Genomic DNA, 24,308 nt, shown 5'->3' on the forward strand with positions numbered 1-24,308 from the left:
CTTTTAGCACGCGTTCAATTCATCATCTATTTTCATTTTTCTCATTGTCTGCGCTTTCCCCTCTTCTGGGAGGTAGGAGGGGGGAGTAGAGAAGTCCCTCAGTCGGGCAATCAAACGACTACATCAGTTATATTTAAAGAGTTCAGGATCATTGTGCAGTGTAGCGTCAAATTATTGTTTTTTTCTGTTGAGTTCTTGTAAAGGCTTGTTTAATGGTATGAATCTTACTATACTCAAGTGAATTCATGGGTTTATTTGTGGAAATATGTGGAAATATGTGGAAATAGACCCAACTTAAAAGTTAAGGTTTGCCGCTAATGAGATTCAGCTTATTAACAGCAAGCCTTAACATATTGTTAGCAGGTATTCATTAAATCAGCCTTTACATTTAATTTTCATCTTAAAGGATGGCATTTTTAACCAGAACAGCAAAATCTAAAGTACAAAAAGACATGATATGCACGTAACGCTTTAAGCTAATTAAATTATGGAATAAGCGATATTTAAAGATTTCTGTTGTCCGATTTGCTGAATAGATACAGGGCAAATCTCCAAAAACATTCATGACCGGACCATATAATGCGGAAGCAGGTATATTGACTCAGCTGGATAGTCTGTAAAGTGCGCTGAAAGCAACACAGATAAAGCCAATCATTTATTTTACTGATAATCATAAGATTTTTTTAGGATCTATGATAATAATAGAAAATTGAGGCAATAAATAGGGGATTTTATTAATAGACGTATAGACCTTAGAGAAGACTGCTTTTTATTTATTTTAGTTTACATAATATATATTATACCAAGTAGATGATTAGTAAATTATAGCCCTCTCTTTAAAAATTGAATTGATTTCAATTCAAACAGGATGTTTTTCATATCATTACTGGTTTAACTGTCTTTATTGCCTGCATTTATCCTTTAAGTTAGATATTTTAGCAGCTCTTGCTTTATCTGTTGATTTCAATATGTTTAAGGACGATCTTTCATTTTTTCAGCTGGCTGTCAATTTCTATGTATTGTCTAACTGTGTATGAGTTGGCTCTGATCTGACTAAATCTCATATATAGCTTTCATCAGCTGATTCTACTGTCTATTGACTGATTAACTCTGACTGATCCATCTATAGGTTTTTACTTGCCCGTCAGTCCGTCATTTATCTATGCTTCATACTGTATGCCGTATTAATTCTTATGAATGTCTTGAATCGTTTTTGACTGTTCTCTGTTTCCTTTACTTGCAGCTTAATTTAAAATATTTAAGGCTCGCTTGTAGCCTTAAACAGAGAGTTGAGACATCCCTGTTCTTTAACTAGAACTGTCTCAACAGGCCTTATCAATGCTATGATCTCCATAAATCCTCAACGGATAATTACAAGTATGCATTAAACAAGCGGGTTTAGTATCGATAAGTTCAAACGTTAACCTGAACATGCGTTCTCTACTCGTGAATTTAGCACTCGCTATCATTTTGTAAGCGTAAAAATTTTAAAAAGACAGTATTTTACAAGAAAAACAGAACCCATCCTGTAACCTCGTAGTGTTCTCTTCCCTTACTTACGCAAATACAAAAGACCGACACTGTTTACTTTAGTGTCGGTCTATCTCATTCATTAATTTAATTGTTTTCTACGTTGCTCAATCAGCTTAAATCAGCAGCTTCTAAACCGCTGGCTTGCTGGTCAACAACCGGCTTCCACAATCCCATAATAACTGCGGTGATCAGGGAACCGATCAGCAGCGCCGCAACGAAGAACCATGGGTTGGTTCCAATCCCGACTACGAACAGACCGCCGTGAGGAGCAGGAATGGCTACATTCCAGAGCTGAGTCAGTCCGCCACCAATAGCTGAGCCAAGAACTGACGAACCGATGACTCTCAGTGGATCTGTTGCTGCAAATGGTATGGCTCCTTCAGTAATAAAAGAAATACCCATGGCCAGGTTGGAAATTCCTGACTGCTGCTCCAGTTTGGTGAACTTGTTTCTAAAGAGGAAAGTAGAGAATGCGATTGCCAATGGCGGGATCATTCCACCGACCATAACAGCAGCCATCAGACTTCCATCCCCCGTATCTCCGAAGATACCAATTGAGAAGGCATATGCTGCCTTGTTGACAGGTCCGCCCATGTCGACCGCCATCATGCCACCTAAGACTGCGCCTAGGATAACCGCGTTTCCTGTTCCCAGGTTTTCAAGGAAACTAATCATGCCGTTGTTGATGACAGCAAAGAAGGGACCGACCAGGAAGTACATTAGCAACCCAACAGCCAGCAGTCCCAGGAATGGATACAGAAGGATCGCCTTGAGTCCTTCCAGAGATTTCGGCATGTTTTTCAGCAGTTTCTTGATAAGGTTCATCACGTAACCGGCCACAAAACCGGCTACCAGTCCACCCAGAAAACCGGCGTCACTTTGTACAGCCAGGAATCCCCCTGCCATACCAGGCAGCAGACCTGGACGGTCAGCGATGCTGTAGGCTATATAACCAGCCAGGATCGGAATCAGGAACTGGAAAGCCGATCCGCCGATTGTGTTGAGAGAAGTAAACAAGACACTCTCTTCACCCAGCTGGGCTTCAAACAGGAAGGACAGAGCCAGCAGGATACCGCCGCCGACTACGAACGGCAGCATGTGAGATACACCATTCATCAGGTCCTTGTAGACTGACTGCCATAAGCTCTTCGGTTCGCTGTCTTCCGTTGAATCCGCTGCATGACCGTCTGCTTTAAATATAGAAGCCGAGCCTGAAGCAGCAAGGTTAATCAATTCTTCAGCTTTTTTGATTCCGTCAGCTACCGGTCTTTGCAGTACAGGTTTGCCGTCAAAGCGGTTCATGTCCACTTTCTTGTCTGCAGCAACAATGACCCCGTCAGCCCGTCTGATTTCGTCCTTGGTCAGAACATTTTTTGCTCCGTCCGTGCCGTTTGTTTCTACGCGAATGTCAACACCCATCTGAGCAGCTTTTTTCTTGAGGGAATCTTCAGCCATATACGTGTGGGCAATACCTGTCGGACATGCCGTAACGGCCACAACAAACTTCTTGTCTCCACTTGTACCTGCTGCCTCTTCCCTTACCTGAACTTCTTCCGGTTCTTCCTCTTCTTCAAAGATTGCCTGGACTTCTTTTGCAGACTGGACTTGCTTTAACCGGTCCACCAGCTCGTCATCCACCAGTTTTCTGGATAGAGAAGCCAGTACCTGCAGATGCAGATCGTTGCCTCCCTCAGGTGCTGCAATCATGAAGAACAGTTCGACCGGCTGGTCATCCAAAGCCTGGTAGTCTACGCCTTTATTCGATTTGGCAAACAGAACCGCCGGATTTTTTACTGCCTTGTTTTTGGAGTGAGGCATGGCTATGCCGTTTCCAAGTCCTGTTGATGTCTGTGCTTCCCTGTTCATGATGCCTGACTTAAAGGTATCTGCATCGCTGATTACGTCCTGGTGTGCCAGTTTCTGGATCATTTCATCGATTACAGCTTCCTTAGTGGTCGCCTGAAGATCCATGATCATCAAATCTTTTCTCAATATATCGTTGATACGCATGTTTATTCCTCCCATTGTTTGATTGTGATGGTTTGCAGTACTTTTTCAATGTCTTCTTTGACAGCCAGGTCTTCGCTGAAGGCTGTCGCTGATCCGCAGGCGAGGCTGTATCGGAAGGCTTCTTTGATGTCCTTGGTCTGTTCAAATGTACCGGTAAAGCCAGCCACCATGGAATCGCCAGCTCCTACCGAGTTGACGAGTCTGCCTGGCTTGGCACTGCCGTGGTAAATCCCCTCATGGGTAAACAGCATGGCCCCGTCCTTGCCCATGGAGACGATTACATGCCGGGCACCCTTGTTGAGTAGATCCCTGCCGTATTGGACAACTGCTTCTTTCGAGTCAATAACGGTCTCATAAAGTTCTTCCAGTTCATCCCTGTTGGGCTTAATCAAAAAAGGCTGGTGTTCTAATGACTGCATCAGCTCATCACCGGTGGTATCGATAATAAAGGAAGCTCCCTTTTCTGTGATGAGTCGGATCAGCTGCTGGTAAAAGTCCCCCGGCAGCCCGCTCGGCTTGCTGCCGGCCAGGACAACGATATCTCCCTGCTTCAGCTGCCGGAATTTGGAAACCAGCTCGGCTTGCTTCTCAGGGGTGATGTGAGGGCCGGCGCCGTTTATTTCGGTTTCTGACTCTCCTTTGATTTTGACGTTGATGCGCGTGTCTTCCTCAACTTCTACAAATGCCGTCGAAACGGCCCGGTCTTGGAGCTGCTGCTTTAGAAAATCTCCGGTAAAGCCCCCGACAAAGCCTAAAGCTGTCGATTCGATGGCCAGTTCACTTAAGATTCGGGAGACGTTGATGCCTTTTCCTCCAGGATACTTGTGATGTTTGCTGATCCGGTTAAGTTGACCTAGTTGGATCGGCTCATCTGGATAGACCACGTAGTCTATAGATGGATTGAGTGTTACGGTATATATCATGCTTGCACCTCTATCACTTTCGTTATGTCTGTTAATTTTCTGCTTGACTGCGGCAGATGGTCAGTAATGAGCACACAGTCTTCTACATCCGCTACTTTAACAAAATCTACTTCACCAAATTTCGAGCTATCCGCTAAAATATAAGGTTCATTGGCCTGTCTGATTGCTCTTTCCTTAACTGAAGCTTCTTCCACATCCGGTGTGGTCAATCCGTACTCTACGCTAATTCCATTCATGCCCATAAAAGCCTTGGTAAAGTACATCCGACTCAGAGACTGTTCTGTGAGAGGACCGATGATGGCTTTTGTCCGCTGCTTGATTTTTCCGCCCAATAAAATCGTTTCTATATGAAGATCGGCCAGCAGTGACGCATGCGGGACCCCATTGGTCACGACTGTTACCGGCCGGTCTTTCAAATAAGGGATCATAGCAAAAGTCGTGGATCCGGCATCTACATAAATGACATCATTGTCTTCCACTAAGGAAGCAGCAAATTGAGCGATTCTGTCTTTTGAATGACTGAATTTGACTGTTTTCTCTTCCATGGATGCTTCTTCACTCGGCCGTCTTCTTTTCTTGGCTCCCCCGTGGACCCGCACCAGCTTCTGCTGACTCTCCAGCTGTGTTAAATCACGTCTGACTGTGGATTCTGAATGGTTCAGCTTTTCCGTTATTTCCTGGACGCTCACCGTATCCTTCTCTTCCAGAAGATCAAGTATATAGCGATGTCTTTCCTCTGTAAGCATTTACATCACCTCTTATCTAGAATAATAACACTACGAACTCCAAAAATCAATCACTTTCATCCAAAAACATTCAAAATCAATCATAAAGAGTACCCTGAGCAGCAAAAAGCCACGGATGCAAGACGCATTCGTGGCTTTGATTGCAGACTGCTTAGTTTTTCTTTAAAAGATTAATACCCCCAGCGCCATAAGGACACATGAAACGATAAAGATGATCCCAATGAGTTTGGCGACATACTTCCACCAGGTCGTCAGTTCCACACCGGCAATAGCGAGAGCTCCCATGACTACACCGGACGTTGGAGTGATGAGGTTGACAATCCCGCTGGCTGACTGGAAGGCAGTGACCACGATATCCTGTGAGACACCGACAAATGTCCCTAGAGGACCCATGATCCCCATAGTGGCTGCTGCAAGTCCGGATGTTGAGGGAATGAGGAAGGACAGCGGAATATAAAAGATATACGTTAAAACGGAAAAGAATACCGGTGAAAAGTCGGACAGTCCTCTTTCACCGAAGTTGAGTATGGTTGCAGTGATCATGCCTTCATTCATGATGACCTGTATTCCTCGGGCAACCGCTACGATTAAGGCAACGCTGAGTAGATCCTTAGCGCCGTCAACAAAGCCGGTGACGATCTCTTTTTCGGGCAGACGGTAAAACATGCCAATGATCACGGCCATTGCAAAGAAGAGCATGGTGATCTCCACGAAATACCAGTCACCTAAAGGAACCATCTGCTGCCCTACCAGGGTGCCAATCACCGGCAGTCCCATTAACCCGTCATTGATCGTTTCAAACAAGGTCCAGTTTTCGTTCAGCATTGTCCAGGGAACCAGACCGATGACCATGAGCAGGAAGGTGATACCGAACAGGACAATCACGACTTTCTGCCTGCCATTCATTTTCGTATCGGTCGCTTTAGTCTTGAATTTGGCCTTATTGGTTTCGTAGTCTGCCGCAACGATTGAAGCCTGTGGATCATTCTGCACTTTTGTCGCATAGCGGTAGACGTAAAGTGTAGCAATCAGATACATGACTACGAAGAAGACTAGGCGCAGACCGATTCCTTCACCCGGACTGATCCCAACAGCCTGCGACGCTACGCCGGTAGCGAACGGATTGACTGTTGAAGCCAGTACGCCGACCCCCGCCCCCAGCATAATTACAGATACGGCGACCAGGGAGTCAAAACCGACGGCAATCATGACGGGGATAATTAAGGGATAAAACGCCAGTGTCTCTTCAGCCATTCCGTAAGTGGTACCTCCCAGGGCGAAAATGAACATCAGGATCGGAATCAGCATTTTTTCCCGACCCTTATTGGCATGGACTACCTGAGCAATCGCTGTATCTAGCGCTCCCGTTTTCCCTACGACACCTAAAAATCCGCCGACTACGAGAATGAACAAAGACACTTCAATTGCTCCGGGAGTCCCATCCGTTCCTAGCATCCCTTTGACCGGAGCCATAAAGATATCCCATAGGCCCTGAGGCTGCTGTTCAGCATAGGCGAAGGTGCCCGCAATAATATTTCCCGCCTCGTCGACTTCATAGCTGCCTGCTGGTATAAACCAGGTTAGAATAGCCATGATAATAATGATAATGAATAAGATTGTAAATGATGACGGCATGGATAAAAGTTTCTCTTTAAATTTGTTCTGAGCCAATTTAATCCCTCCTAATTGCTTTTTTTCTGATGAACTGCCTTCAGCTTTGAATCAGCTGCCGTTCACTGGTTATAATCGTCCCGCCGTTTTCTTTCAGAGCCGCTTCAATATTTTCCAAGGATGTGATGATCGCCTTACCCGACGGTCTCTGTTCGACAAATCGGATAGCCGCTTCGACTTTGGGAAGCATGCTGCCGGCTGCGAATTGCTCTTCTGTGATATAAGCCTTCATCTCTTCTACGGACACACCCTCTAGCTTGACTTCATCTTCCTGCTTGTAGTTAACCATCACATGGTCAACACCTGTCAGAATCACCAGCAGATCAGCCCCCAAAGAGGCAGCCAGGGTCTCGGAAGCAAAGTCTTTATCGATCACAGCTTCGACTCCAATGTAGTCCCCCTCCCTCTTGATGACCGGAATACCTCCACCCCCTACAGTAATCGGAATCATGTCATGGTCCATCATCAGTCGGATCACTTTTTCTTCGCGAATCGCAACGGGACGGGGCGAAGGGACCACTTTTCTCCAGCCGCGACCGGCGTCTTCAATGAATAGTGTCTCGGTCTCCTGCATCTGTCTGCGTGCTTCTTCTTCGCTCAAGAAAGGTCCGACAGGCTTAGTCGGCTCTTCAAAAGCCGGATCGTCTTCAGAGACGACTACCTGGGTAACAACCGAAGCAGTAGACTGATTGAGACCCTTTTCTTGCAAAGCTTTGGACAAGGCTGACTGCATCCAGTAGCCGATGCTGCCCTGGGTCATGGCAACGCAGGTATCCAGAGGCATAGCCGGGTTTTTTGAACTGTTGGCCGCTTCTTGCTGAAGCAGCAGATTGCCTACCTGTGGCCCGTTGCCGTGAGAAATGGCAATGGCGTCTCCGTTTTCAACAAAGCGCACAAGATAATCTGCCGTCTGCTGCAGGGCCTCTTGCTGGGCTTTTGCGGATGAATCCGTCGTCAAAATAGCATTACCGCCTAAAGCAATAACCACTTTACGTTTGCTCAATATGATCACTCTCTTTCCTGACTTGTATTAGGGAAAATAATTAAAGTGAATAAGAGAGGGGAAGGCTGACGGTCCAGCCATCCCTTCACCTTTCAGACACGCGGAATAAATAGATTACCTAGAGTAGCGGCCATAATGGCTTTGATTGAATGCATGCGGTTTTCAGCCTGGTCAAACTGACGGGCATGCTTGCTTCGGAACACTTCGTCTGTCACTTCCATCTCCACTTCACCAAAGTTTTCCTTCACCATTTTACCGTATTCTGTTTCGGTATCGTGAAAAGCTGGCAGGCAGTGAAGCAGGATGGTCTCGTCCTTGCCTGTAGCCTTCATCATCTTCATATTGATCTGGTAAGGTTTGAGAAGATTGACCCGCTCGGCGAACTTGTCTTCTTCACCCATGGATACCCAGACATCTGTATACAGCGCATCAGCTCCCTTGACGCCTTCATTTACATCAGCAGTAATCAGAATCTCAGCACCCGATCCGTTCCCAAACTCTCTTGCCAAGTCGATCAGTTCCTGGTCAGGGAACAGCGACTCAGGGGAGACGATACGGACATTCACTCCTAATATCGCTCCAGTAACTAAGAGGCTGTTCGCCACATTATTGCGCCCGTCACCAACATAAGCCAGTGTCAGGTTTTCGAGAGTGCCGAAATTCTCCTTCAGTGTCAGGTAGTCCGCAATCATCTGAGTTGGATGCCACTCATCCGTCAGACCATTCCATACCGGCACCCCCGAGTACTTGGCCAGCAGTTCCACATTTTCCTGCTTGAATCCGCGGAATTCAATCCCATCAAACATGCCTCCTAGCACTTTTGCAGTATCTTCCACCGATTCCTTTTTACCGATCTGGATGTCGTCCTTGCCCAGGTATTCCGGATGCGCGCCCAGATCGATGGCAGCCACAGTAAAGGCGGAACGCGTCCGTGTTGATGCTTTTTCAAAGAGGAGTGCAATATTTTTGCCTTCCAGATAACGGTGAGGAATACCTTTTTTCTTCATATCTTTCAGATGAGCGGAAAAATCGATAAAGTACATCAGTTCTTCCTTGGTAAAGTCCTTTTCTGCCAGTAGACTGCGTCCTTGAAATACATTTTGCATCTGATTTCCTCCTAATTTGTGTGTGTAAAACTTAGTAAGTGCATCTTACTCAGCTGAATCCTTTTTGACATCTTTTCTGATCAGTGGCATGCTCATGCAACGAGGGCCACCGCGTCCTCTTGAGAGTTCACTGGAAGCAATCTCAATCACTTTGACGCCCTGGTCTCTTAAGAGCTGATTGGATACATAGTTACGGTCGTAAGTCACAACGACACCCGGCGCAATTGCCAGTGTATTGGACCCGTCGTTCCACTGCTCACGTGGCGCAGCAATGGCGTCTCCACCTCCGCACTGGATCAGGTTCAAGTCACTGACATTTAAAGCCTCTTTCAGCACTTTCTGAATGTCTGTCTCGTGTCTGATGCTGATCTTTGAGTTTCCGGGTGCTTTTTCCAGGATATAAGTGTCGATAGAGCCATCGAGCTTCAAGATGCCCGGATGGATCGTAAACTTATTGTGGTCAATCATGGTAAAGACCGTATCCAAATGCATCATCGCCCGCACATTCGGTATCTTGATAGCCAGTACCGTATCAAAAGAACTGTGCTTTTCAAACAGCTGCTTCGCCAGAGCTTCAATCGCTTTAGGTTCGGTCCGCTGGGAAATACCGATCGCCAGTACCTTTTCGTTCAGAACCAGTTCATCCCCGCCTTCAATGCAGGTCGTTTCATTACGGTCGCGCCAGACATCCACACCGCTGTCCCTGAAACGGGGATGATGCCGGATGATCGTTTCAATAAAGAGAGATTCCCGCTTGCGGGCTTCGTACTTCATGTTGTTAATCGTTAAACCATTCCCCATCGCTGCTCCGGGGTCGCGCGTAAAGTACAGGTTCGGCATGGGATCCATATAAAAGGGGTACTGATTATTGTCGACGATATCAGCCAGATAGTCCGACTCGACTTCGATGTCTGTCTTTCTGACTCCAGCCATGATGGTCTCCACCATATCCAGTGTACTCATCGCTGAAAGGTAGGCCTTGAGTGCTTTATAGACCGTTTTCGACTGGATATCCGATTCTTTCAGCATCCGATTCAAAAAATCATCCCTAATATCTGATGCATCAATCGCTTCGGCGGTCAGCTGTTCCAGGTAAACGACTTCAACCCCGTTGTCTCTTAAGGCTGCTGCAAAGGCATCATGCTCTTTCTGAATGACCGGCAGATGAGGGATATCATCGAACAGCAACCGCTCCATGATCTCAGGAGTCAAATTTTCAATTTCCTTACCAGGCCGCTTGAGCAGAACCGTTTTCAGTTCGCCAATTTCAGAAAACACATGAATTGGTTTATTCTGTTCGTTTAGACGTCCTTCCTCGATCTTCAATTTTTCTACTGTAACCAGACTTTTCATACTTCTTCCTCCTTTGTGTGTTTTATTTGGCTTAATAATAGCACTTCACCATAAAAAATGTAAGCCTTTTCTATATTGCTGTTGAGCTTTTTTAACCGTATTTTTTGCATTAGAATCATCTTTTGCGCATAATCATCCTTACTTTTTGTGAAAAGTTGAATAATCAACAAATTTTAAACACTTTTTATTAATCATAAAAAAATGATGAGTACTATATGAGGTGTTCTCACATAATTAACATCGAGGCCCTTGTTTATCAAATAGAGCAGCCAGCTCTCAAGGGTGCTTTTTTACTCCCTGTGTGCATCATTACAAACTAGATTCCACTCGTCTCTGAACAGCCCCCTGTCAGCCAAGCTTTACTGACATTAAACTGAAGACAAAACGACTGTCTATCGTTCGGTAATCGCTTTAGTCGAGAACGGAGTTAGGCAGAGTAGTCACTGCTTTTGCTTTTACACTATTTGCGGTCATGTGATAGACGAAACTATTGAAACAAAGCACCGTCAAGCACAAGGAATTCCGTGCTTAACGGTGCTTTGGTATAGTTTAGTTTATTTTTCATTTTCTACTTCAAGCAGCGGGACCGCTCTTGACAAATATTTCACCCGATAGCCTGATCTTCATCAACAAGCAGCGGAGTCAGTTCACGTCATCCATGCTGTAGCTTTCTTGCAACTGCTCTACCTTATACACCAATTCGTTCCTGATATCTTTATCTGTTTCAAGAAGAGTTCTGTAGTGATCCTTATCTATAATGATGTCCTCCTCAACAAAGTAAAAGCGGATAGTTCCCTCTTGGCGTTCAAGGCTGATCCAGTTGAGTCTGCCTTTTTCTGCATTGTTTTGGATATAGCCTGTCGTAAAATGAACAGCACGCTGCATTTTTTCGAAACACTCAAGACCAGCCGCTCTCGCTTCAGCAAGCAGTCTGTATCTCAACCGACAGGCTCGCTGTTTCGTCTATCTAGACTTCAAAACTTCAGGTATGTACTTGCCGTTGCTATGCAAAATAATGCATGTCCTCGATCTGATGATTAACCCACTTGTTGCTTTTTTGCCTCCATCAGCAACCTGAATATCTCCTATTTTCAAAAAACAGCTGCTTTGACAATAAATTACTGATCCTTGCTTTACTTTTTCCTTTTTACTTGTTACTATTGAAAATGAAAAATAAATGAATAATTACTGGATGAGGCGCAAAAATCATCAGTACCTATTGCAACACGACCTGTAAGTCGGCATAGGGAAAGGGAAATTTGCCGAAATGGTTCACTTTTTACATGGGAGTGAATTGTTGGGCTGCATATGAACAATATGCAGACTGCCGTGTAGCTTTTGCTTGACGGAGTGCTTCCACTTGTTTGTGATACTTTTTAAAACAAGTCGGTGCAGCCGATTTGTTTTTTTTGTATATTCAAATAGTCGCGCACAGCCTTCTGGTAAGCTTATTGTAAAGGAGTAGCTATGAAAAGAAGTGTACTGAAATTTGGCGGTTCCAGCGTTGCTGACTTCCAGAAAATCAAAAATATTGCCCACTACCTCAAAGAACGCGTGCAAAAAAACGAACAGCTCGTCGTTGTTGTCTCTGCGATGGGAAAAACAACGGATGACCTGCTTAAGTCAGTCAATGAACTGACCAGTACACCGAATGACAAGGATTTGGCAATGCTGCTGACTACAGGAGAACAACAGACCATCTCTTTTCTGTCACTGGCTCTTAATGACTTGAAAGTCAGCGCCAAACCCCTGACCGGCTATCAGGCCGGAATTGAAACCATCGGGCGGCATTTAAAAAGCAAGATCAGCTCAATCAAGTCCGATCTGCTGCATCAGCTTTTTGAAGAGCAAGACATATTGATTGTTGCGGGATTTCAGGGATTCAACAAGGACGGAGAGCTGACTACCCTTGGACGCGGAGGATCAGATACAACAGCCGTAGCCATCGCTGCCGCCCTGGATTGTCCATGCGAAATCTATACGGATGTCACCGGAGTGTTTTCTACAGATCCTAGAGTCTATCCTGAAGCCAGACGCTGGGACACGATTTCATTTGAAGAAATGATGGAAATGTCGGCACTTGGGGCCGGGGTTCTAGAAACCCGGAGTGTCGAACTGGCAAACAATCACGGAATTCCGTTATATTTAGGTAAGACATTATCAATGGAGAAAGGAACATGGATCGTGCCAAATGATCAGATACTGGAACGCAAAGCTGTAACGGGGGTAGCTCTGGATAAGGAGATGGCCCACGTGACAATTACCTATCCACATGAAAGTTCTTCATTCTTGCATCAGCTGTTTATCAAACTGGAAGAAGCAGAAATCAATATTGACATGATTTCTCAGATACAAAATCAAGAAGGTCTGCAGCTGTCCTTTACGTTTAAAGAATCTGAGGAGCGGGAGCTAAACGACCTGTTTGCCGCTCTAAAAGCTGACTACCCCAACTTGTATGTCAAAATAAACACAACCTACTGCAAAGTGTCTGTCATCGGTGCAGGTATGCGGGACATGACCGGGATCGCATCGAAAATATTCAAGACTTTGATTGAATCAGACATCCCCTTTTATCAGGTCACGACTTCTGAAATTAGCGTGTCTTATGTCGTTGATGGGGCCAACGGCGAAAAAGCCACACGTATTCTTTGTCGGACATTCGGCTTGTAAGGCAAAGGTTCAGTCAAACAAAAGACAGTCCAAAAGCGTCTACCTCAAACAGACAACATCTAAAACAAACAGATAAAACTCTCTACCCTCAACAAGAAAGGAACGTCTACATGCTATCCATTGCTCTTGTTGGAGCTACCGGCCTCGTCGGACAGACGATGCTGCAGCTCCTTGATGAAGAAACCATACCCTTTGACTCTTTAACCCTCTACTCTTCTGCCCGTTCTGCAGGAAAAGAAGTCACTTTTCAGGGCAGTACCTATACCGTCGAAGAACTGACTGAAGAAGCGGCTTTGAGCAGCCGATTCGATTATGTCCTCATGTCTGCGGGAGGCGATATCAGTCTGACCTATGCTCCACTCTTTGAAAAAACCGGAGCCGTAGTCATCGATAATTCTAGTGCCTGGCGTATGGATCCGGCCATCGACTTGATTGTGCCGGAAGTCAACAAACCGTCTTTAAAGCGCCGCATCATCGCTAATCCGAATTGCTCAACTATTCAGTCAGTTGTACCGCTTAAGCCGCTCGCTGATCGCTTCGGTCTCAGCCGCGTAGCCTATACGACCTATCAGTCCGTGTCCGGTTCCGGCTGGAAAGGTATCGAAGACCTGGACCGCGGAGAGAAAGGCGAAGCGCCTGAAAATTATGACCAGCCGATCTACCATAATGTCATCCCTCAAATTGATGTCTTTATGGAAGACGGGTACACTAAAGAAGAACAAAAGATGATTAAGGAAACGCAGAAAATACTGAATGATCCCGAACTGGACGTGACGGCGACCTGCGTACGCGTACCGGTCCCCCATTCACATGCCGTGGCCATGAACGTCACATTAAAAACGGATGTCAGCGTGGATGCTTTAAAAGAGGCCCTGTCTGATTTTCCGTCGATCGTGCTGATGGACGATCCAGAGTCGGCTCTCTATCCGACTCCTTTGGATGCCGCGCATAAAAAAGATGTCTTTATCGGCCGCATCCGGAAGGACCCGAGTCTGCCAAAAACTTATCATATCTGGTCTGTCAGCGACAACATACTAAAAGGGGCCGCCTGGAATGCGGTGCAGATACTGATCCAACTCATTAACGGAAAGGAAGACTGACATGTCACACTTGTTTACCGGTGCAGCAGCCGCTGTCACCACTCCATTCAAAAACGGCAGTGTCGATTACGATGCACTCCGCTCTCATTTGAAATTTCTAAAAGAAAATCGTATCCAGGGTTTTGTCATTAACGGAACAACTGGAGAAGGTTCTACCCTTTCATCCGAAGAGAAAAATGGCTGCTTGCGGGTAGCTCTGGGTGTCGCTGACGGGGACATCCCGGTCATTGCCGGTACAGGGTCCAACAATACCGCCCAGGCTATCGCGGCTTCAAAAGAAGCCGAGGCGCTCGGTGTGGACGGCCTGCTTGTCATTACCCCTTACTACAATAAAACCAGTCAGAAAGGTCTGATTGCCCACTTTACAGCTATCGCGGATGCAGTCAGCATACCTGTCATGCTCTATGATGTACCTTCCCGCACAGGAATGACAATCGAGCCGGAAACTTTGAAAAAACTGGCTCAGCATGAAAATATTCAGGCTCTTAAGGATGCGACTGGTGACTTTGCCCATTTCAGCCGTCTGCAGGCGGTAGTCGATGATTCCTTCGCCTTTTACAGCGGCAATGATGACTTGGCTCTTCCTTATTTTGCCCAGGGCGGACACGGAATCATTTCAGTCCTGGCTAATGCCTTGCCTTCAGACTATCAGGAGATGTACGAAGCAGCCGGTCGTGACCCTCAAAAAGCTCAAGCTGTTCATCAGAAGCTATTTCCACTGGTCGATGCTCTAGGCGTAGACGTTAACCCGGTGCCGATCAAAGCTCTAGTCTCTCACCTGGGTTATGGCGCCTATGATCTTCGCTTGCCTCTAGTTCCGCTCGAAGCAGACTCAGTAACTCAGCTGACCGCTCTCTTCGACAGCGTCAGAAAGGACGGATAAGATGAAGTTGATCCTGACTGGCTACGGTGCCATGAACAGACGGGTAGCGGCTTTGGCGGAAGACGGAGGACATGATATTGTCGCCGTTGTTACGCCTTCCATAGATGACCGTTGTCCGTATGACCAGTATACGGTCTTTGATGACAAGCTCCCAGAGGCCGACTGCATCATTGACTTTTCCCATCCCAAGCTGACACAGGCCATGCTCGAGTCTGACGTCACCCTGCCCATGGTCATCGCGACAACTGGCGAGAAAGATCTGCTAATGGATTTAATGCACAAAAAAGCAGAACACGCCCCTGTGTTTTTCTCGGCCAACATGAGTTATGGGGTCCATATCGTCACCCAGCTCCTGGAGTATATCACTCCACTGATGGATAACTATGACATTGAAATGATCGAAAAACATCATAATCAGAAAATCGATGCCCCAAGCGGTACTCTGATCAAACTGCTCGATGCCGTCAAGTCGAGCGCCCGGCCAAATGCCAAAGAAGTTTACGACCGCAGCCAGCTTTCAGAAAAAAGAAAAGCTGAAGATATTGGCATCTCTACTATTAGAGGCGGAACTATCGTTGGAGAACACGAGGTGCTCTTCGCCGGAATTGATGAAGTGATTTCAGTGAAACACACCGCACAATCCAAAGATATCTTCGCTAGCGGTGCTTTGAACGTTGCCCGTAAACTGACCGATAAATCCAATGGTTTTTATACCTACAACAATTTAGGAGTGTAAATAATGAAAGAATTCAGCGCTAAAGAAATTATCCAATATATCAGTGATGCAGAAAAGACAACACCCCTTAAGATTTATGTCAATACCGACATCGACAAGGAAGATTTCCCCGACTCCTTTAAGGTCTTCGGATCTAACGGCAGCTATACCCTTTTTGCCGATCTGAACGACTGGGTGCCCTTCTTTAATGAACACAGTGATGCCTTGTCTGATTCAGTCATAGAACAGGATCGTAGAAATTCTGCTATCCCACTGCTTGACACATCCAAAGTCAATGCCCGAATCGAGCCAGGAGCATTTATTCGAGACCACGCATCCATCGGTGACCATGCCGTTATTATGATGGGTGCTGTCATCAACATTGGAGCCATTGTCGGAGAAGGAACGATGATCGACATGGGCGCTATCCTGGGCGGTCGAGCCACGACCGGTAAAAATGTACACGTTGGTGCTGGAGCTGTTCTGTCTGGTGTCATTGAACCAGCCAGTGCTAAACCAGTCGTCATCGAAGATGATGTTTTGATTGGTGCCAATGCAGTCGTTCTTGAGGGCGTCACAGTCGGCAAAGGCTCTGTTGTCGCAGCCGGTGCCATCGTAACGGAAGATGTGCCAGCCAATACGGTCGTGGCGGGAGTGCCTGCACGCAAAATCAAAAATACCGATGAAGTAGAATCTGATAAAGTAGCCATTATTAGTGCATTAAGACAACTGAACAAATAATATAGATATCTATTACTCTTTTTAACCACTTAATTTATGGAGGACATCACCTTGGACCTAATCGAAACCGCTACGAGACATCGACGGCAGCTTCACCAGATACCGGAGCTGACATTCCAGGAATTCAAGACAACGGCATACATCCGTCAGGAACTGGACAGGCTGGCGATTCCTTACCTTGCTCCTCTTGAGACAGCCACCCTTGTTTTCTTTGAGGGCAAAGACAGCTCAAAAGAGACCATTGGATTCCGTGCCGATATCGATGGCCTGCCTATTCAGGAAGAAACTGACAGTCCTCATATTTCGGTGCATCCAGGCGTCATGCATGCCTGCGGACACGACGGGCATGCCTCCATGCTTCTGACCTTTGCAGGCTGGCTCAAGGAAGAACAGTCTGCGGGGAGACTGGACAAGAATGTCTTGCTGATCTTTCAGCCTTCTGAAGAATCCAATGCCGGTGCAGATGCGCTAATCAATGCTTTCCCTTTTAAAGACTATCACTTGTCGGGTATTTATGGCCTGCACATGGGCCCGGATGTGCCTGAAGGGATACTGGCTACCCGCCCTGGCTTTATCATGGCTAGCGCAACCGAATATCGCATAAAAGTCAATGGACGCTCTGCCCATGTTGCCCAGAAAAATCAGGGCAGCAGCGCTTTGGGAGCTGTTGCACAGATGGCGACTCAGCTGTCTCAAGTCCAGCACTTTTTCCTTAATGGCCTGCACCAGAACATTCTGCATATCGGTAATATGCGGGCGGGAGAAGCCATTAATACTGTAGCTTCAGAAGGCTGTATTGAAGGGACAATCCGGACCTATGAGCCGGATGATCTGGAACACATCAAAAAACAGATGGACCGTATTATTAAAGGAACTGACGCACTATTTGGAACCCAGAGCGAATTGACCGTAGCCAAGGGCTACCCCGCTGTATACAATGATGAGTCGTTGATGGAAACAGTGGAAAAAAGTTGTGAACGGTCCGGTCTGTCACTCGAACTGCTCAGAGAACCCTATCTTTTCGGAGAAGATTTTTCCTTCTACTCGGCGGTGGCATCTACCCACTTTGCCTTCTTAGGCGCCCGTAATGAAGAAAAAGGCTATGTTCACGGCTTGCATACCCCAGAATTCGATTTTGATGAACGCATACTTGAGAAAGGCATTCGTTTTTATCAAAGTATTCTGCACACGTTAGGAGCGATATCATGACGGCGGTCATTACCAAAAACCAGAAACTATTGTCCAAGCAAGCAGAAAGCATTCAATCTAAGGTGCCCACCATAGCGGTAGTTAAAAATGACGCCTATAATTTCGGACTTAAAGAAACGTATGAAGCTTTTTACAAAGCCGGAATCCGCTCTTTCACAACCACAAACTTGAAGGAAGCTATCGAACTTAGACAGCTGGACGGCACGATCACTGTGCTTCTGCTCGATCCTTCTCTAGCTTTTGATGAATTGAGAGAATACCAGATCACGGCCACCATCCCATCCCTGGACTACTACAGGAAGTACCGGGCGGACCTGGAAGGCATCCCTGTGCACCTGGTCTTTAAAAACGACTTGAACCGTCTCGGTTTCACCTCGTCTTCAGATATGCAGGCCGTACTGGATGATTCCAAAATAAATGTCACCGGCCTCTGGACACACTTTGGTTATGCAGATGATTTTGAGAGCGCCCATTACGTTCGTGAAGTTGAAAACTGGAACAGGGTGCTCGACGATCTGAACGATTACCTGCCGAAGCTTTCCTGCATTCATGCGCAGAACAGCGCATCCTATGCCCGGGACGGCCTTCACGACCGGCATACACATATACGCTGCGGTGTCTTTCTCTATGGATCCCGACCTTACTACCATGGGATCGACCAAAAAAATGCCCGGCAGACCGTAGAAGTCAGCGCAAATGTGATCGAGCTTTCTGATGTTAAAAAAGGGGAAAATGCCGGTTATTCTACCGCCTTTACGGCTTCGGAGGACACCCGCCTTGCTGTCTGCGATATTGGCTATGGTAACGGCCTGATGCCCGGACGGAAGGCGTTTCCGGTGATCATAAATGGTAAAGAGTGGCCGATCCGTGTGATGATGATGAGTCACTTGCTGGTCGAAGTCGATGAGACAGTAGCTGTAGGAGACGAAGTCATCCTCTACAATGGCGAAACACTCCGGTTCGACTGGTTCACCGAACAGGGACTGGGGTCTTTTTCTCAGCAGATGGCTGCTTTAAATGTGCGTACCTTCACCGAACGTTTCATCTCCTGCTGATCAGCACACCTTTCACATTAGAACCCGGATCAAGCCCCCTATTTAGGGGGCTTTTTTTTGCAGATACAGCTTCAGCTGATTAAAAGGCTACATATGGAGAAATAATGTTTTTTGTATCGGTTTTATGTGATACAATGAACATGTAAAAATAACCGTTTACAATAAAAACAAGAATAGTTCCATCGCTATTCTTGTGACTTTAATCACGAAAGGGAGCGAGTAAAGTGATCACTATGCTTAGTTTTCTGCTCTTCTCTGTCGTGTCCATTCATATCATCCAGGCTCTGATCACTGGCAACATTAATCAGCTGCACTCCCTGCTAATTATACTGGTTGCCTTTATCGGTGTCTTTCTATGTATTCAGGTTTATAGAGAATGGACGGAGACCCGACAGACTGTGACAGATACAAACCGTTTAAAAAACAGGCAGCACCTGTTCACCATGCTGGCTTTGACTGGGGGAACTTACCTTACTTTTATTCTTAATCATGCCGCAGGCCTGGGCGGCGTGCTGGCTTCCAGCCTGGTGGGCTTGCTAGCGGCCTGGAAATTTAAACCCTATGCAGCAGCCATTTACTGCGGATCTTTTATTGGAATGGCCTGTAGCCTGATTTTCTCCAATCCTTTTTCGCTTCTGCTTGCAAGTTTGATAGCCAGTATTCTCTTTGTCATTAGCCTCCCTTTCTTTGCCGGATACGGCGGAAAATTGGGATTCATGGCTTTCACAGGTACCTTTTCAGCCTCTCTTATAATGAGAACGCCCCTGCGGACAGTCGATCCGCTGGCTCAGGACTTATATCTGCCTGTCTTTATCTTTATCATCATTGCAGGCATGGTTACCTATTTTCTCCAACGGGCATTTGAAATGGATGCAGTATCGGCTTCGGCCCTGATTGGTTTGACTTTCGCCTTACTCTATCCAGACCCTGCACACACGGTGGTTGTAGCCGCATTTTGTGCAACCTTTACCGGCATGGTATCCTGCAGCAGATGTACCTCCTATAAAAACATGTTCTTCCTGACAACCCTGACGGCCGTCTTGTTCATAGCTGCCTTTGCGCTGTTTGACGGCTCTGGAGGAAAACTTGGTGCCATTGCTTTTATTGCCACCGTCAGCGGAACAGGCATGCTGCAATTGATACGCTCAGTAAAAAAGCGAATCAGCCCCGCACATAAAGCCACTTACAGTCCCAGATAATCTTACATTCTGAATAGAAAAAAACCGCCGGACACCCTCTCGCTTGGTGCTGACCCCCAAAAGTTAGATTCTTCCTCTAACTTTTGGGGGTTGGTACACTTTGGAGGTGTCCGGCGGTTTTAACCATTTATTAGCTCAGTTCCTTAGTTAGTTGCGGAACAACCTGTTTCTTTCTGGATACGACACCTTCAAGCAGCATCGTACTTCCAGATAATTTTTTATCAAAAGCCTTAGCTGCACGGTCAGCATCCTTACCAAACACCACAGCAACGGAATCACTGTCCAGTACATTTGTTACAATCAGGATAAAGAGGTCGTAGCCTTCGCCTTTACTCTGTGCTTCCATTTCCTCCAAAAGCTCTGCCTTTCGGTCCAGCACCTCATCAACATCCACGACATTAACCTGGCCGATACGAACCGTATGCTCTCCCATCGGAAAGTTCTTTGCATCGCCATTTAACAGCTGGTCTGCTGTTTTATCAGCTGTGTTAGTACCTGCCTTCAAAAGGTCTTTACCGTATTGTTCATAGTCGTCACCAGCAATGTCTGCAAGCTCTTTTACAGCTTGCTCATCTTCAGACGTGCAGGTTGGTGATTTAAGCAGCAAGGTGTCTGAAATAATGGCTGACAGCATCAAACCAGCTATATTCTGAGGGATAGCTACGCTGTTTTCCTTGAAGAGTTTTAAAATGATTGTGTTAGTACAGCCGACAGGTTCGGCACGATAATAAAGCGGGTTGGCCGTCTGAAAATTGGCGATCCGGTGATGGTCGACGACCGCCAGAACTTCAACGCTCTCAATGTCAGCAACACTCTGCTGTTTTTCATTATGATCGACTAGCATGACCTGATCGGTTTCTTCCGACACCGTTGAAACAACTCTTGGAGCTTCAGTATTGAATCGGTCCAGGGCAAACTGGGTCTCTTCTGTAGGCTTCCCTAGGGCGACGGGCTCTGTTTTCTTACCAAGCTGGTTTTGTAGATAGGAAAAACTAATGGCTGATGTAATAGCATCGGTATCTGGACTCTGATGTCCAAAAACTAGTATGTTACTCACTGTCATTCTCCTTTTAAGTTAAAGTCTTTATAACTAGAATATAGGAATCTGGCAAAAAATTCAATCAAAGGAAAAGAACTTTACCTGACTGATGCGCTCGGGTAAAGTTCTTTTTACGTCAACTTGACTGATATTTGTGTGTTTTTAATATCCGATTTGCGTTGGCAACCCGTTCAGCTGTCGGCGGATCGATCTCTTCAAGCTTATAGGGTATGCCCAGTTCTTCGTACTTGTAAACACCCAGCTTATGGTAAGGCAGGACCTCTACCTTTTCCACGCTGTCAAGCTGGTCGATGAAATCACTCAATTTTTCCAGATGTTCGTCATAATCGGAACGTTCAGGCACTAGCACATGCCTTAACCACATGGGTACATTTATTTCCGATAAGTACCTGGCCATGTCTAGTATAGCTGTGTTTGGATGCATGGTGTACTTTTTATGAATTTCATTATCGATATGCTTGATATCCATCAGCACCAGATCCGTATACTGCATCAGCTCCTTGAAGCGGCTGAAAAACGGTTCGTCATAGGTGAACGGCTGACCGCACGTATCCAAAGACATGTGAATCCCTTCAGCCTTAGCGAGCTTAAAGAACTCGATCAGAAAATCGATATGCAGCAGGGGCTCCCCGCCACTGACGGTAATTCCGCCCTCTTCTCCCCAGTACTCCCTGTAGTCCAATGCCTTCTCAAGCATTTCTTCAGGTGTATAAGGTGTGCCTCCACCCATGTTCCAGGTATCAGGATTATGGCAGAATTCACAGCGCATGCGGCAACCCTGCATGAACACCACGAAACGAATGCCCGGTCCGTCAAGGGAACCAAAACTTTCTATCGAGTGTACGAATCCTACTGTTTTATCTGCCATTTCATTTCCTCCTGTTGGTTTATATTAGCCTGTTTACATGCTGTCGTGGAACGTTCTGCTCAGCACATCCAGCTGCTGTTCTCTTGTCAGTTTGATGAAGTTGACCGCATAGCCAGATACACGGATGGTCAGCTGCGGGTACTCTTCCGGACGTTTCATGGCGTCTTCCAGTGTTTCGCGGTTCAGCGCATTGACGTTCAAATGGTGCCCGCCTTTTTTGACATAGCCGTCTAGCATGGCTGAAAGGTTACGTTTTTGCGTTTCCTCTTCTTTACCTAATGCTTTCGGCACAATAGAGAAGGTATTGGAAATACCGTCAAGAGACTCAGTATATGGAAGCTTCGCAACAGAATTCAAGCTGGCAAGCGCTCCATTGGTGTCACGGCCGTGAAGCGGGTTGGCTCCCGGTGCAAATGGCACACCGGCTCTTCGTCCGTCAGGTGTGTTACCGGTTTTCTTGCCGTAAACGACGTTTGAAGTAATGGTCAGAATAGAAGTCGTGTGCATCGCATTTCTGTATGTTGGGTGCTTCTTGACTTTACCCATGAATGCCTTCAGCAGGTCGATCGCAATTTGATCCGCACGGTCATCGTTATTTCCGTATTTTGGATAGTTTCCTTCGATAGTGTAGTCCACTGCCAGTCCGTTCTCATCTCTAATCACATGAACTTTTGCATGTTTAATGGCTGACAGGGCATCAACTGTAACGGAGAAACCAGCGATACCGGTAGCCATTGTACGGACGACCTCAGAATCATGAAGGGCCATTTCCAGACTCTCATAGCTGTATTTGTCATGCATATAGTGGATAATATTCAGTGTGTTAATGTACATGCCAGACAGCCAGTCCATCATGTCGTCATATTTTTCCATCACTTCAGCATAATCCAGTACATCAGAAGTGATTGGACGGAATTTCGGTCCTACCTGTGCTCCTGACATTTCGTCCACACCGCCGTTGATGGCATAAAGCAGGGCTTTGGCCAGGTTGGCACGGGCGCCAAAGAACTGCATCTGCTTGCCGATTGGCATAGCGGATACACAGCAGGCAATACCGTAATCATCGCCCCATTCTTCTCGCATAATATCGTCATTTTCATACTGAACAGCTGAGCTTTCAATCGATACTTTGGAGCAGTAGTTTTTGAAGGAAGACGGCAGTTTAGTTGACCACAGAACAGTCAAGTTAGGTTCTGGAGCCGGTCCCAGGTTGCTCAAAGTGTGCAAGAAGCGGTAGCTGTTTTTTGTAACCAGATGACGGCCGTCCATGCCGATACCGGCAATGGCCTCCGTTACCCATGTCGGATCTCCAGAGAACAGTTCATTATATTCCGGTGTACGGGCAAATTTGACTAGTCGGAGTTTCATGACAAAATGATCGACAAGCTCCTGTGCTTCCACTTCAGTCATGACCCCTTCTTTGAGGTCTCTTTCAATGTAAATATCAAGGAATGTAGAGGTTCGTCCAAGTGACATTGCAGCGCCGTTCTGTTCTTTTATCGCTGCCAGATATCCCAGGTAAAGCCACTGGAAAGCTTCTACTGCGGTATGTGCAGGCCGTGACAGATCAAAGCCATAAATGTTTCCCAGTTCCTTCAGCTGGTGAAGAGCTTTTATTTGATCGCTCAACTCTTCACGATTACGAATAGTTTCCTCGCTCATCATCACCTTATCGGAGAGTGCCTTATCCTGTTCTTTTTCCTCAATCAGACGGTCTACACCATAAAGTGCTACTCGTCGGTAGTCACCGATAATTCGTCCCCGTCCGTATGCATCCGGTAGGCCTGTGATGACACCTGACCGGCGAGCATTTCTCATTTCAGGAGTATAAGCGTTAAATACTCCTTCATTATGAGTCTTTCTCCACTCTCTAAAAATTTGAGACAAATGGGGATCGACCTCAAAGCCGTAAGATTCAGCAGCCTGCTCCATCATGCGGATACCGCCGAAAGGCTGTAGCGAACGTTTGAATGGTTTGTCAGTCTGGAAGCCCACTACTTTTTCTTTTTCCTTAGTAAGGTAGCCAGGACCGTGTGAAGTAATGGTAGAAACGATCTCTGTATCCATGTCCAGCATGCCGCCGGCTTCTCTTTCTTTCGTGTTCAAGTCCATGACTTGGGCCCACAGCTCTTCTGTGGCTTCTGTAGGACCTGCAAGGAAAGATTCATCACCATCATACGGTTTATAGTTGCTCTGGATGAAATGACGGACATCAATGGCTTCTTTCCATTGTTTACCTTTGAAACCCTTCCATAGCATGTCGAGCGTCAGTTCACTTGCGCGTTGTTTTTCCATTATAAGATCTCCTTTATTCACTATTTAATTCATGTTCACTATATCACATTCACTTCCTTTATACAAGTGAATAAATGAACATTATACGACAAACCAACTCTAGGGCAGACGTCAACTTTTATTGCTCATAACATCACAATATGTCACAAAATGGACACAACTGTCTTT

Annotated in this window: 19 protein-coding genes and 1 riboswitch; of the genes, 8 read left to right on the top strand and 11 right to left on the bottom strand. The window is 46.3% G+C overall.

Features of this window, described 5'->3' with window-relative positions; translation table 11 throughout:
- Nucleotides 1–1,641 precede the first annotated feature (1,641 nt).
- The 8 genes from ADIAL_RS10440 to ADIAL_RS10475 form a co-directional block, all read right to left on the bottom strand.
- Entirely contained in the window at nt 1,642–3,543 is a 1,902-nt protein-coding gene (locus ADIAL_RS10440; protein ID WP_034303300.1) for a PTS fructose transporter subunit IIABC, read from the bottom strand.
- A gap of 2 nt (nt 3,544–3,545) precedes the next feature.
- Nucleotides 3,546–4,466, bottom strand: coding sequence for a 1-phosphofructokinase (gene pfkB / locus ADIAL_RS10445; protein WP_034303302.1), 921 nt, complete (start codon nt 4,464–4,466; stop codon nt 3,546–3,548).
- Nucleotides 4,463–5,212, bottom strand: coding sequence for a DeoR/GlpR family DNA-binding transcription regulator (locus ADIAL_RS10450; protein WP_034303304.1), 750 nt, complete (start codon nt 5,210–5,212; stop codon nt 4,463–4,465). The genes pfkB and ADIAL_RS10450 overlap by 4 nt, the downstream gene beginning before the upstream one ends.
- Before the next feature lie 162 nt (nt 5,213–5,374).
- Nucleotides 5,375–6,847, bottom strand: coding sequence for a YfcC family protein (locus ADIAL_RS10455; protein WP_034303491.1), 1,473 nt, complete (start codon nt 6,845–6,847; stop codon nt 5,375–5,377).
- 76 nt (nt 6,848–6,923) lie between these two features.
- On the bottom strand, nt 6,924–7,886 hold the full coding sequence (arcC, locus tag ADIAL_RS10460; protein ID WP_034303306.1) for a carbamate kinase: 963 nt from the start codon (nt 7,884–7,886) through the stop codon (nt 6,924–6,926).
- 92 nt (nt 7,887–7,978) lie between these two features.
- A complete protein-coding gene (gene argF, locus ADIAL_RS10465) occupies nt 7,979–8,992 on the bottom strand; it encodes an ornithine carbamoyltransferase (RefSeq protein ID WP_034303308.1) in 1,014 nt (337 codons plus the stop codon).
- A gap of 45 nt (nt 8,993–9,037) precedes the next feature.
- Nucleotides 9,038–10,345: an arginine deiminase gene (gene arcA / locus ADIAL_RS10470; RefSeq protein ID WP_081757810.1), complete on the bottom strand. Its 1,308-nt coding sequence runs from the start codon at nt 10,343–10,345 to the stop codon at nt 9,038–9,040.
- Nucleotides 10,346–10,987: 642 nt separating this feature from the next.
- Nucleotides 10,988–11,287 (bottom strand): hypothetical protein, encoded by a 300-nt coding sequence (locus ADIAL_RS10475; RefSeq protein WP_034303312.1) that lies wholly within the window; start codon nt 11,285–11,287, stop codon nt 10,988–10,990.
- Between the two features lie 242 nt (nt 11,288–11,529).
- A riboswitch (Lysine riboswitch) is annotated at nt 11,530–11,709 on the top strand.
- A gap of 103 nt (nt 11,710–11,812) precedes the next feature.
- Between ADIAL_RS10475 and ADIAL_RS10480 the strand changes: the two genes are divergently transcribed.
- From ADIAL_RS10480 to ADIAL_RS10515, 8 genes are all read left to right on the top strand, one after another.
- Nucleotides 11,813–13,015 carry an aspartate kinase gene (locus tag ADIAL_RS10480; RefSeq protein WP_034303323.1) on the top strand — a complete coding sequence of 401 codons (1,203 nt, stop codon included), beginning with the start codon at nt 11,813–11,815 and terminating at the stop codon, nt 13,013–13,015.
- 110 nt (nt 13,016–13,125) lie between these two features.
- The gene (locus ADIAL_RS10485; RefSeq protein ID WP_034303325.1) at nt 13,126–14,115 is read left to right on the top strand and encodes an aspartate-semialdehyde dehydrogenase; all 990 of its coding nucleotides are present in this window, start codon (nt 13,126–13,128) and stop codon (nt 14,113–14,115) included.
- Nucleotide 14,116: 1 nt separating this feature from the next.
- The gene (gene dapA / locus ADIAL_RS10490) at nt 14,117–14,998 is read left to right on the top strand and encodes a 4-hydroxy-tetrahydrodipicolinate synthase (RefSeq protein ID WP_034303327.1); all 882 of its coding nucleotides are present in this window, start codon (nt 14,117–14,119) and stop codon (nt 14,996–14,998) included.
- 1 nt (nt 14,999) lies between these two features.
- The gene (gene dapB, locus ADIAL_RS10495; protein WP_034303329.1) at nt 15,000–15,734 is read left to right on the top strand and encodes a 4-hydroxy-tetrahydrodipicolinate reductase; all 735 of its coding nucleotides are present in this window, start codon (nt 15,000–15,002) and stop codon (nt 15,732–15,734) included.
- A 3-nt stretch (nt 15,735–15,737) separates the two neighbouring features.
- Nucleotides 15,738–16,454, top strand: a complete 717-nt coding sequence (gene dapD, locus ADIAL_RS10500) for a 2,3,4,5-tetrahydropyridine-2,6-dicarboxylate N-acetyltransferase (RefSeq protein ID WP_231492168.1) — start codon at nt 15,738–15,740, stop codon at nt 16,452–16,454.
- Nucleotides 16,455–16,505: 51 nt separating this feature from the next.
- On the top strand, nt 16,506–17,663 hold the full coding sequence (locus ADIAL_RS10505; RefSeq protein WP_034303331.1) for a M20 metallopeptidase family protein: 1,158 nt from the start codon (nt 16,506–16,508) through the stop codon (nt 17,661–17,663).
- Nucleotides 17,660–18,718: an alanine racemase gene (locus tag ADIAL_RS10510; RefSeq protein ID WP_034303333.1), complete on the top strand. Its 1,059-nt coding sequence runs from the start codon at nt 17,660–17,662 to the stop codon at nt 18,716–18,718. Before ADIAL_RS10505 ends, ADIAL_RS10510 begins: the two co-directional genes overlap by 4 nt.
- A gap of 224 nt (nt 18,719–18,942) precedes the next feature.
- Nucleotides 18,943–19,917, top strand: coding sequence for a hypothetical protein (locus ADIAL_RS10515; protein WP_034303336.1), 975 nt, complete (start codon nt 18,943–18,945; stop codon nt 19,915–19,917).
- Nucleotides 19,918–20,047: 130 nt separating this feature from the next.
- Here ADIAL_RS10515 and ADIAL_RS10520 read toward each other — a convergent pair whose 3' ends face one another.
- The 3 genes from ADIAL_RS10520 to pflB all read right to left on the bottom strand — a co-directional run bounded on the left by ADIAL_RS10520 (nt 20,048) and on the right by pflB (nt 24,140).
- Entirely contained in the window at nt 20,048–20,974 is a 927-nt protein-coding gene (locus ADIAL_RS10520; protein WP_034303340.1) for a manganese-dependent inorganic pyrophosphatase, read from the bottom strand.
- Between the two features lie 118 nt (nt 20,975–21,092).
- A complete protein-coding gene (gene pflA, locus ADIAL_RS10525) occupies nt 21,093–21,845 on the bottom strand; it encodes a pyruvate formate-lyase-activating protein (protein ID WP_034303342.1) in 753 nt (250 codons plus the stop codon).
- Between the two features lie 33 nt (nt 21,846–21,878).
- A complete protein-coding gene (pflB, locus tag ADIAL_RS10530) occupies nt 21,879–24,140 on the bottom strand; it encodes a formate C-acetyltransferase (RefSeq protein WP_051503863.1) in 2,262 nt (753 codons plus the stop codon).
- Between the last annotated feature and the right edge of the window lie 168 nt (nt 24,141–24,308).

The sequence above is a fragment of the Alkalibacterium sp. AK22 genome (assembly GCF_000585255.1).
Taxonomy (GTDB): Bacteria; Bacillota; Bacilli; order Lactobacillales; family Carnobacteriaceae_A; genus Alkalibacterium.

Excerpts from the sequence above, each read along its gene's own strand:
- ADIAL_RS10440 (WP_034303300.1), bottom strand. The coding sequence starts at position 3,543 with ATGCGTATCAACGATATATTGAGAAAAGATTTGATGATCATGGATCTT.
- pfkB (WP_034303302.1), bottom strand. The coding sequence starts at position 4,466 with ATGATATATACCGTAACACTCAATCCATCTATAGACTACGTGGTCTAT.
- ADIAL_RS10450 (WP_034303304.1), bottom strand. The coding sequence starts at position 5,212 with ATGCTTACAGAGGAAAGACATCGCTATATACTTGATCTTCTGGAAGAG.
- ADIAL_RS10455 (WP_034303491.1), bottom strand. The coding sequence starts at position 6,847 with ATGCCGTCATCATTTACAATCTTATTCATTATCATTATTATCATGGCT.
- argF (WP_034303308.1), bottom strand. The coding sequence starts at position 8,992 with ATGCAAAATGTATTTCAAGGACGCAGTCTACTGGCAGAAAAGGACTTT.
- arcA (WP_081757810.1), bottom strand. The coding sequence starts at position 10,345 with ATGAAAAGTCTGGTTACAGTAGAAAAATTGAAGATCGAGGAAGGACGT.
- ADIAL_RS10480 (WP_034303323.1), top strand. The coding sequence starts at position 11,813 with ATGAAAAGAAGTGTACTGAAATTTGGCGGTTCCAGCGTTGCTGACTTC.
- ADIAL_RS10485 (WP_034303325.1), top strand. The coding sequence starts at position 13,126 with ATGCTATCCATTGCTCTTGTTGGAGCTACCGGCCTCGTCGGACAGACG.
- dapA (WP_034303327.1), top strand. The coding sequence starts at position 14,117 with ATGTCACACTTGTTTACCGGTGCAGCAGCCGCTGTCACCACTCCATTC.
- dapB (WP_034303329.1), top strand. The coding sequence starts at position 15,000 with ATGAAGTTGATCCTGACTGGCTACGGTGCCATGAACAGACGGGTAGCG.
- dapD (WP_231492168.1), top strand. The coding sequence starts at position 15,738 with ATGAAAGAATTCAGCGCTAAAGAAATTATCCAATATATCAGTGATGCA.
- ADIAL_RS10510 (WP_034303333.1), top strand. The coding sequence starts at position 17,660 with ATGACGGCGGTCATTACCAAAAACCAGAAACTATTGTCCAAGCAAGCA.
- pflA (WP_034303342.1), bottom strand. The coding sequence starts at position 21,845 with ATGGCAGATAAAACAGTAGGATTCGTACACTCGATAGAAAGTTTTGGT.
- pflB (WP_051503863.1), bottom strand. The coding sequence starts at position 24,140 with ATGGAAAAACAACGCGCAAGTGAACTGACGCTCGACATGCTATGGAAG.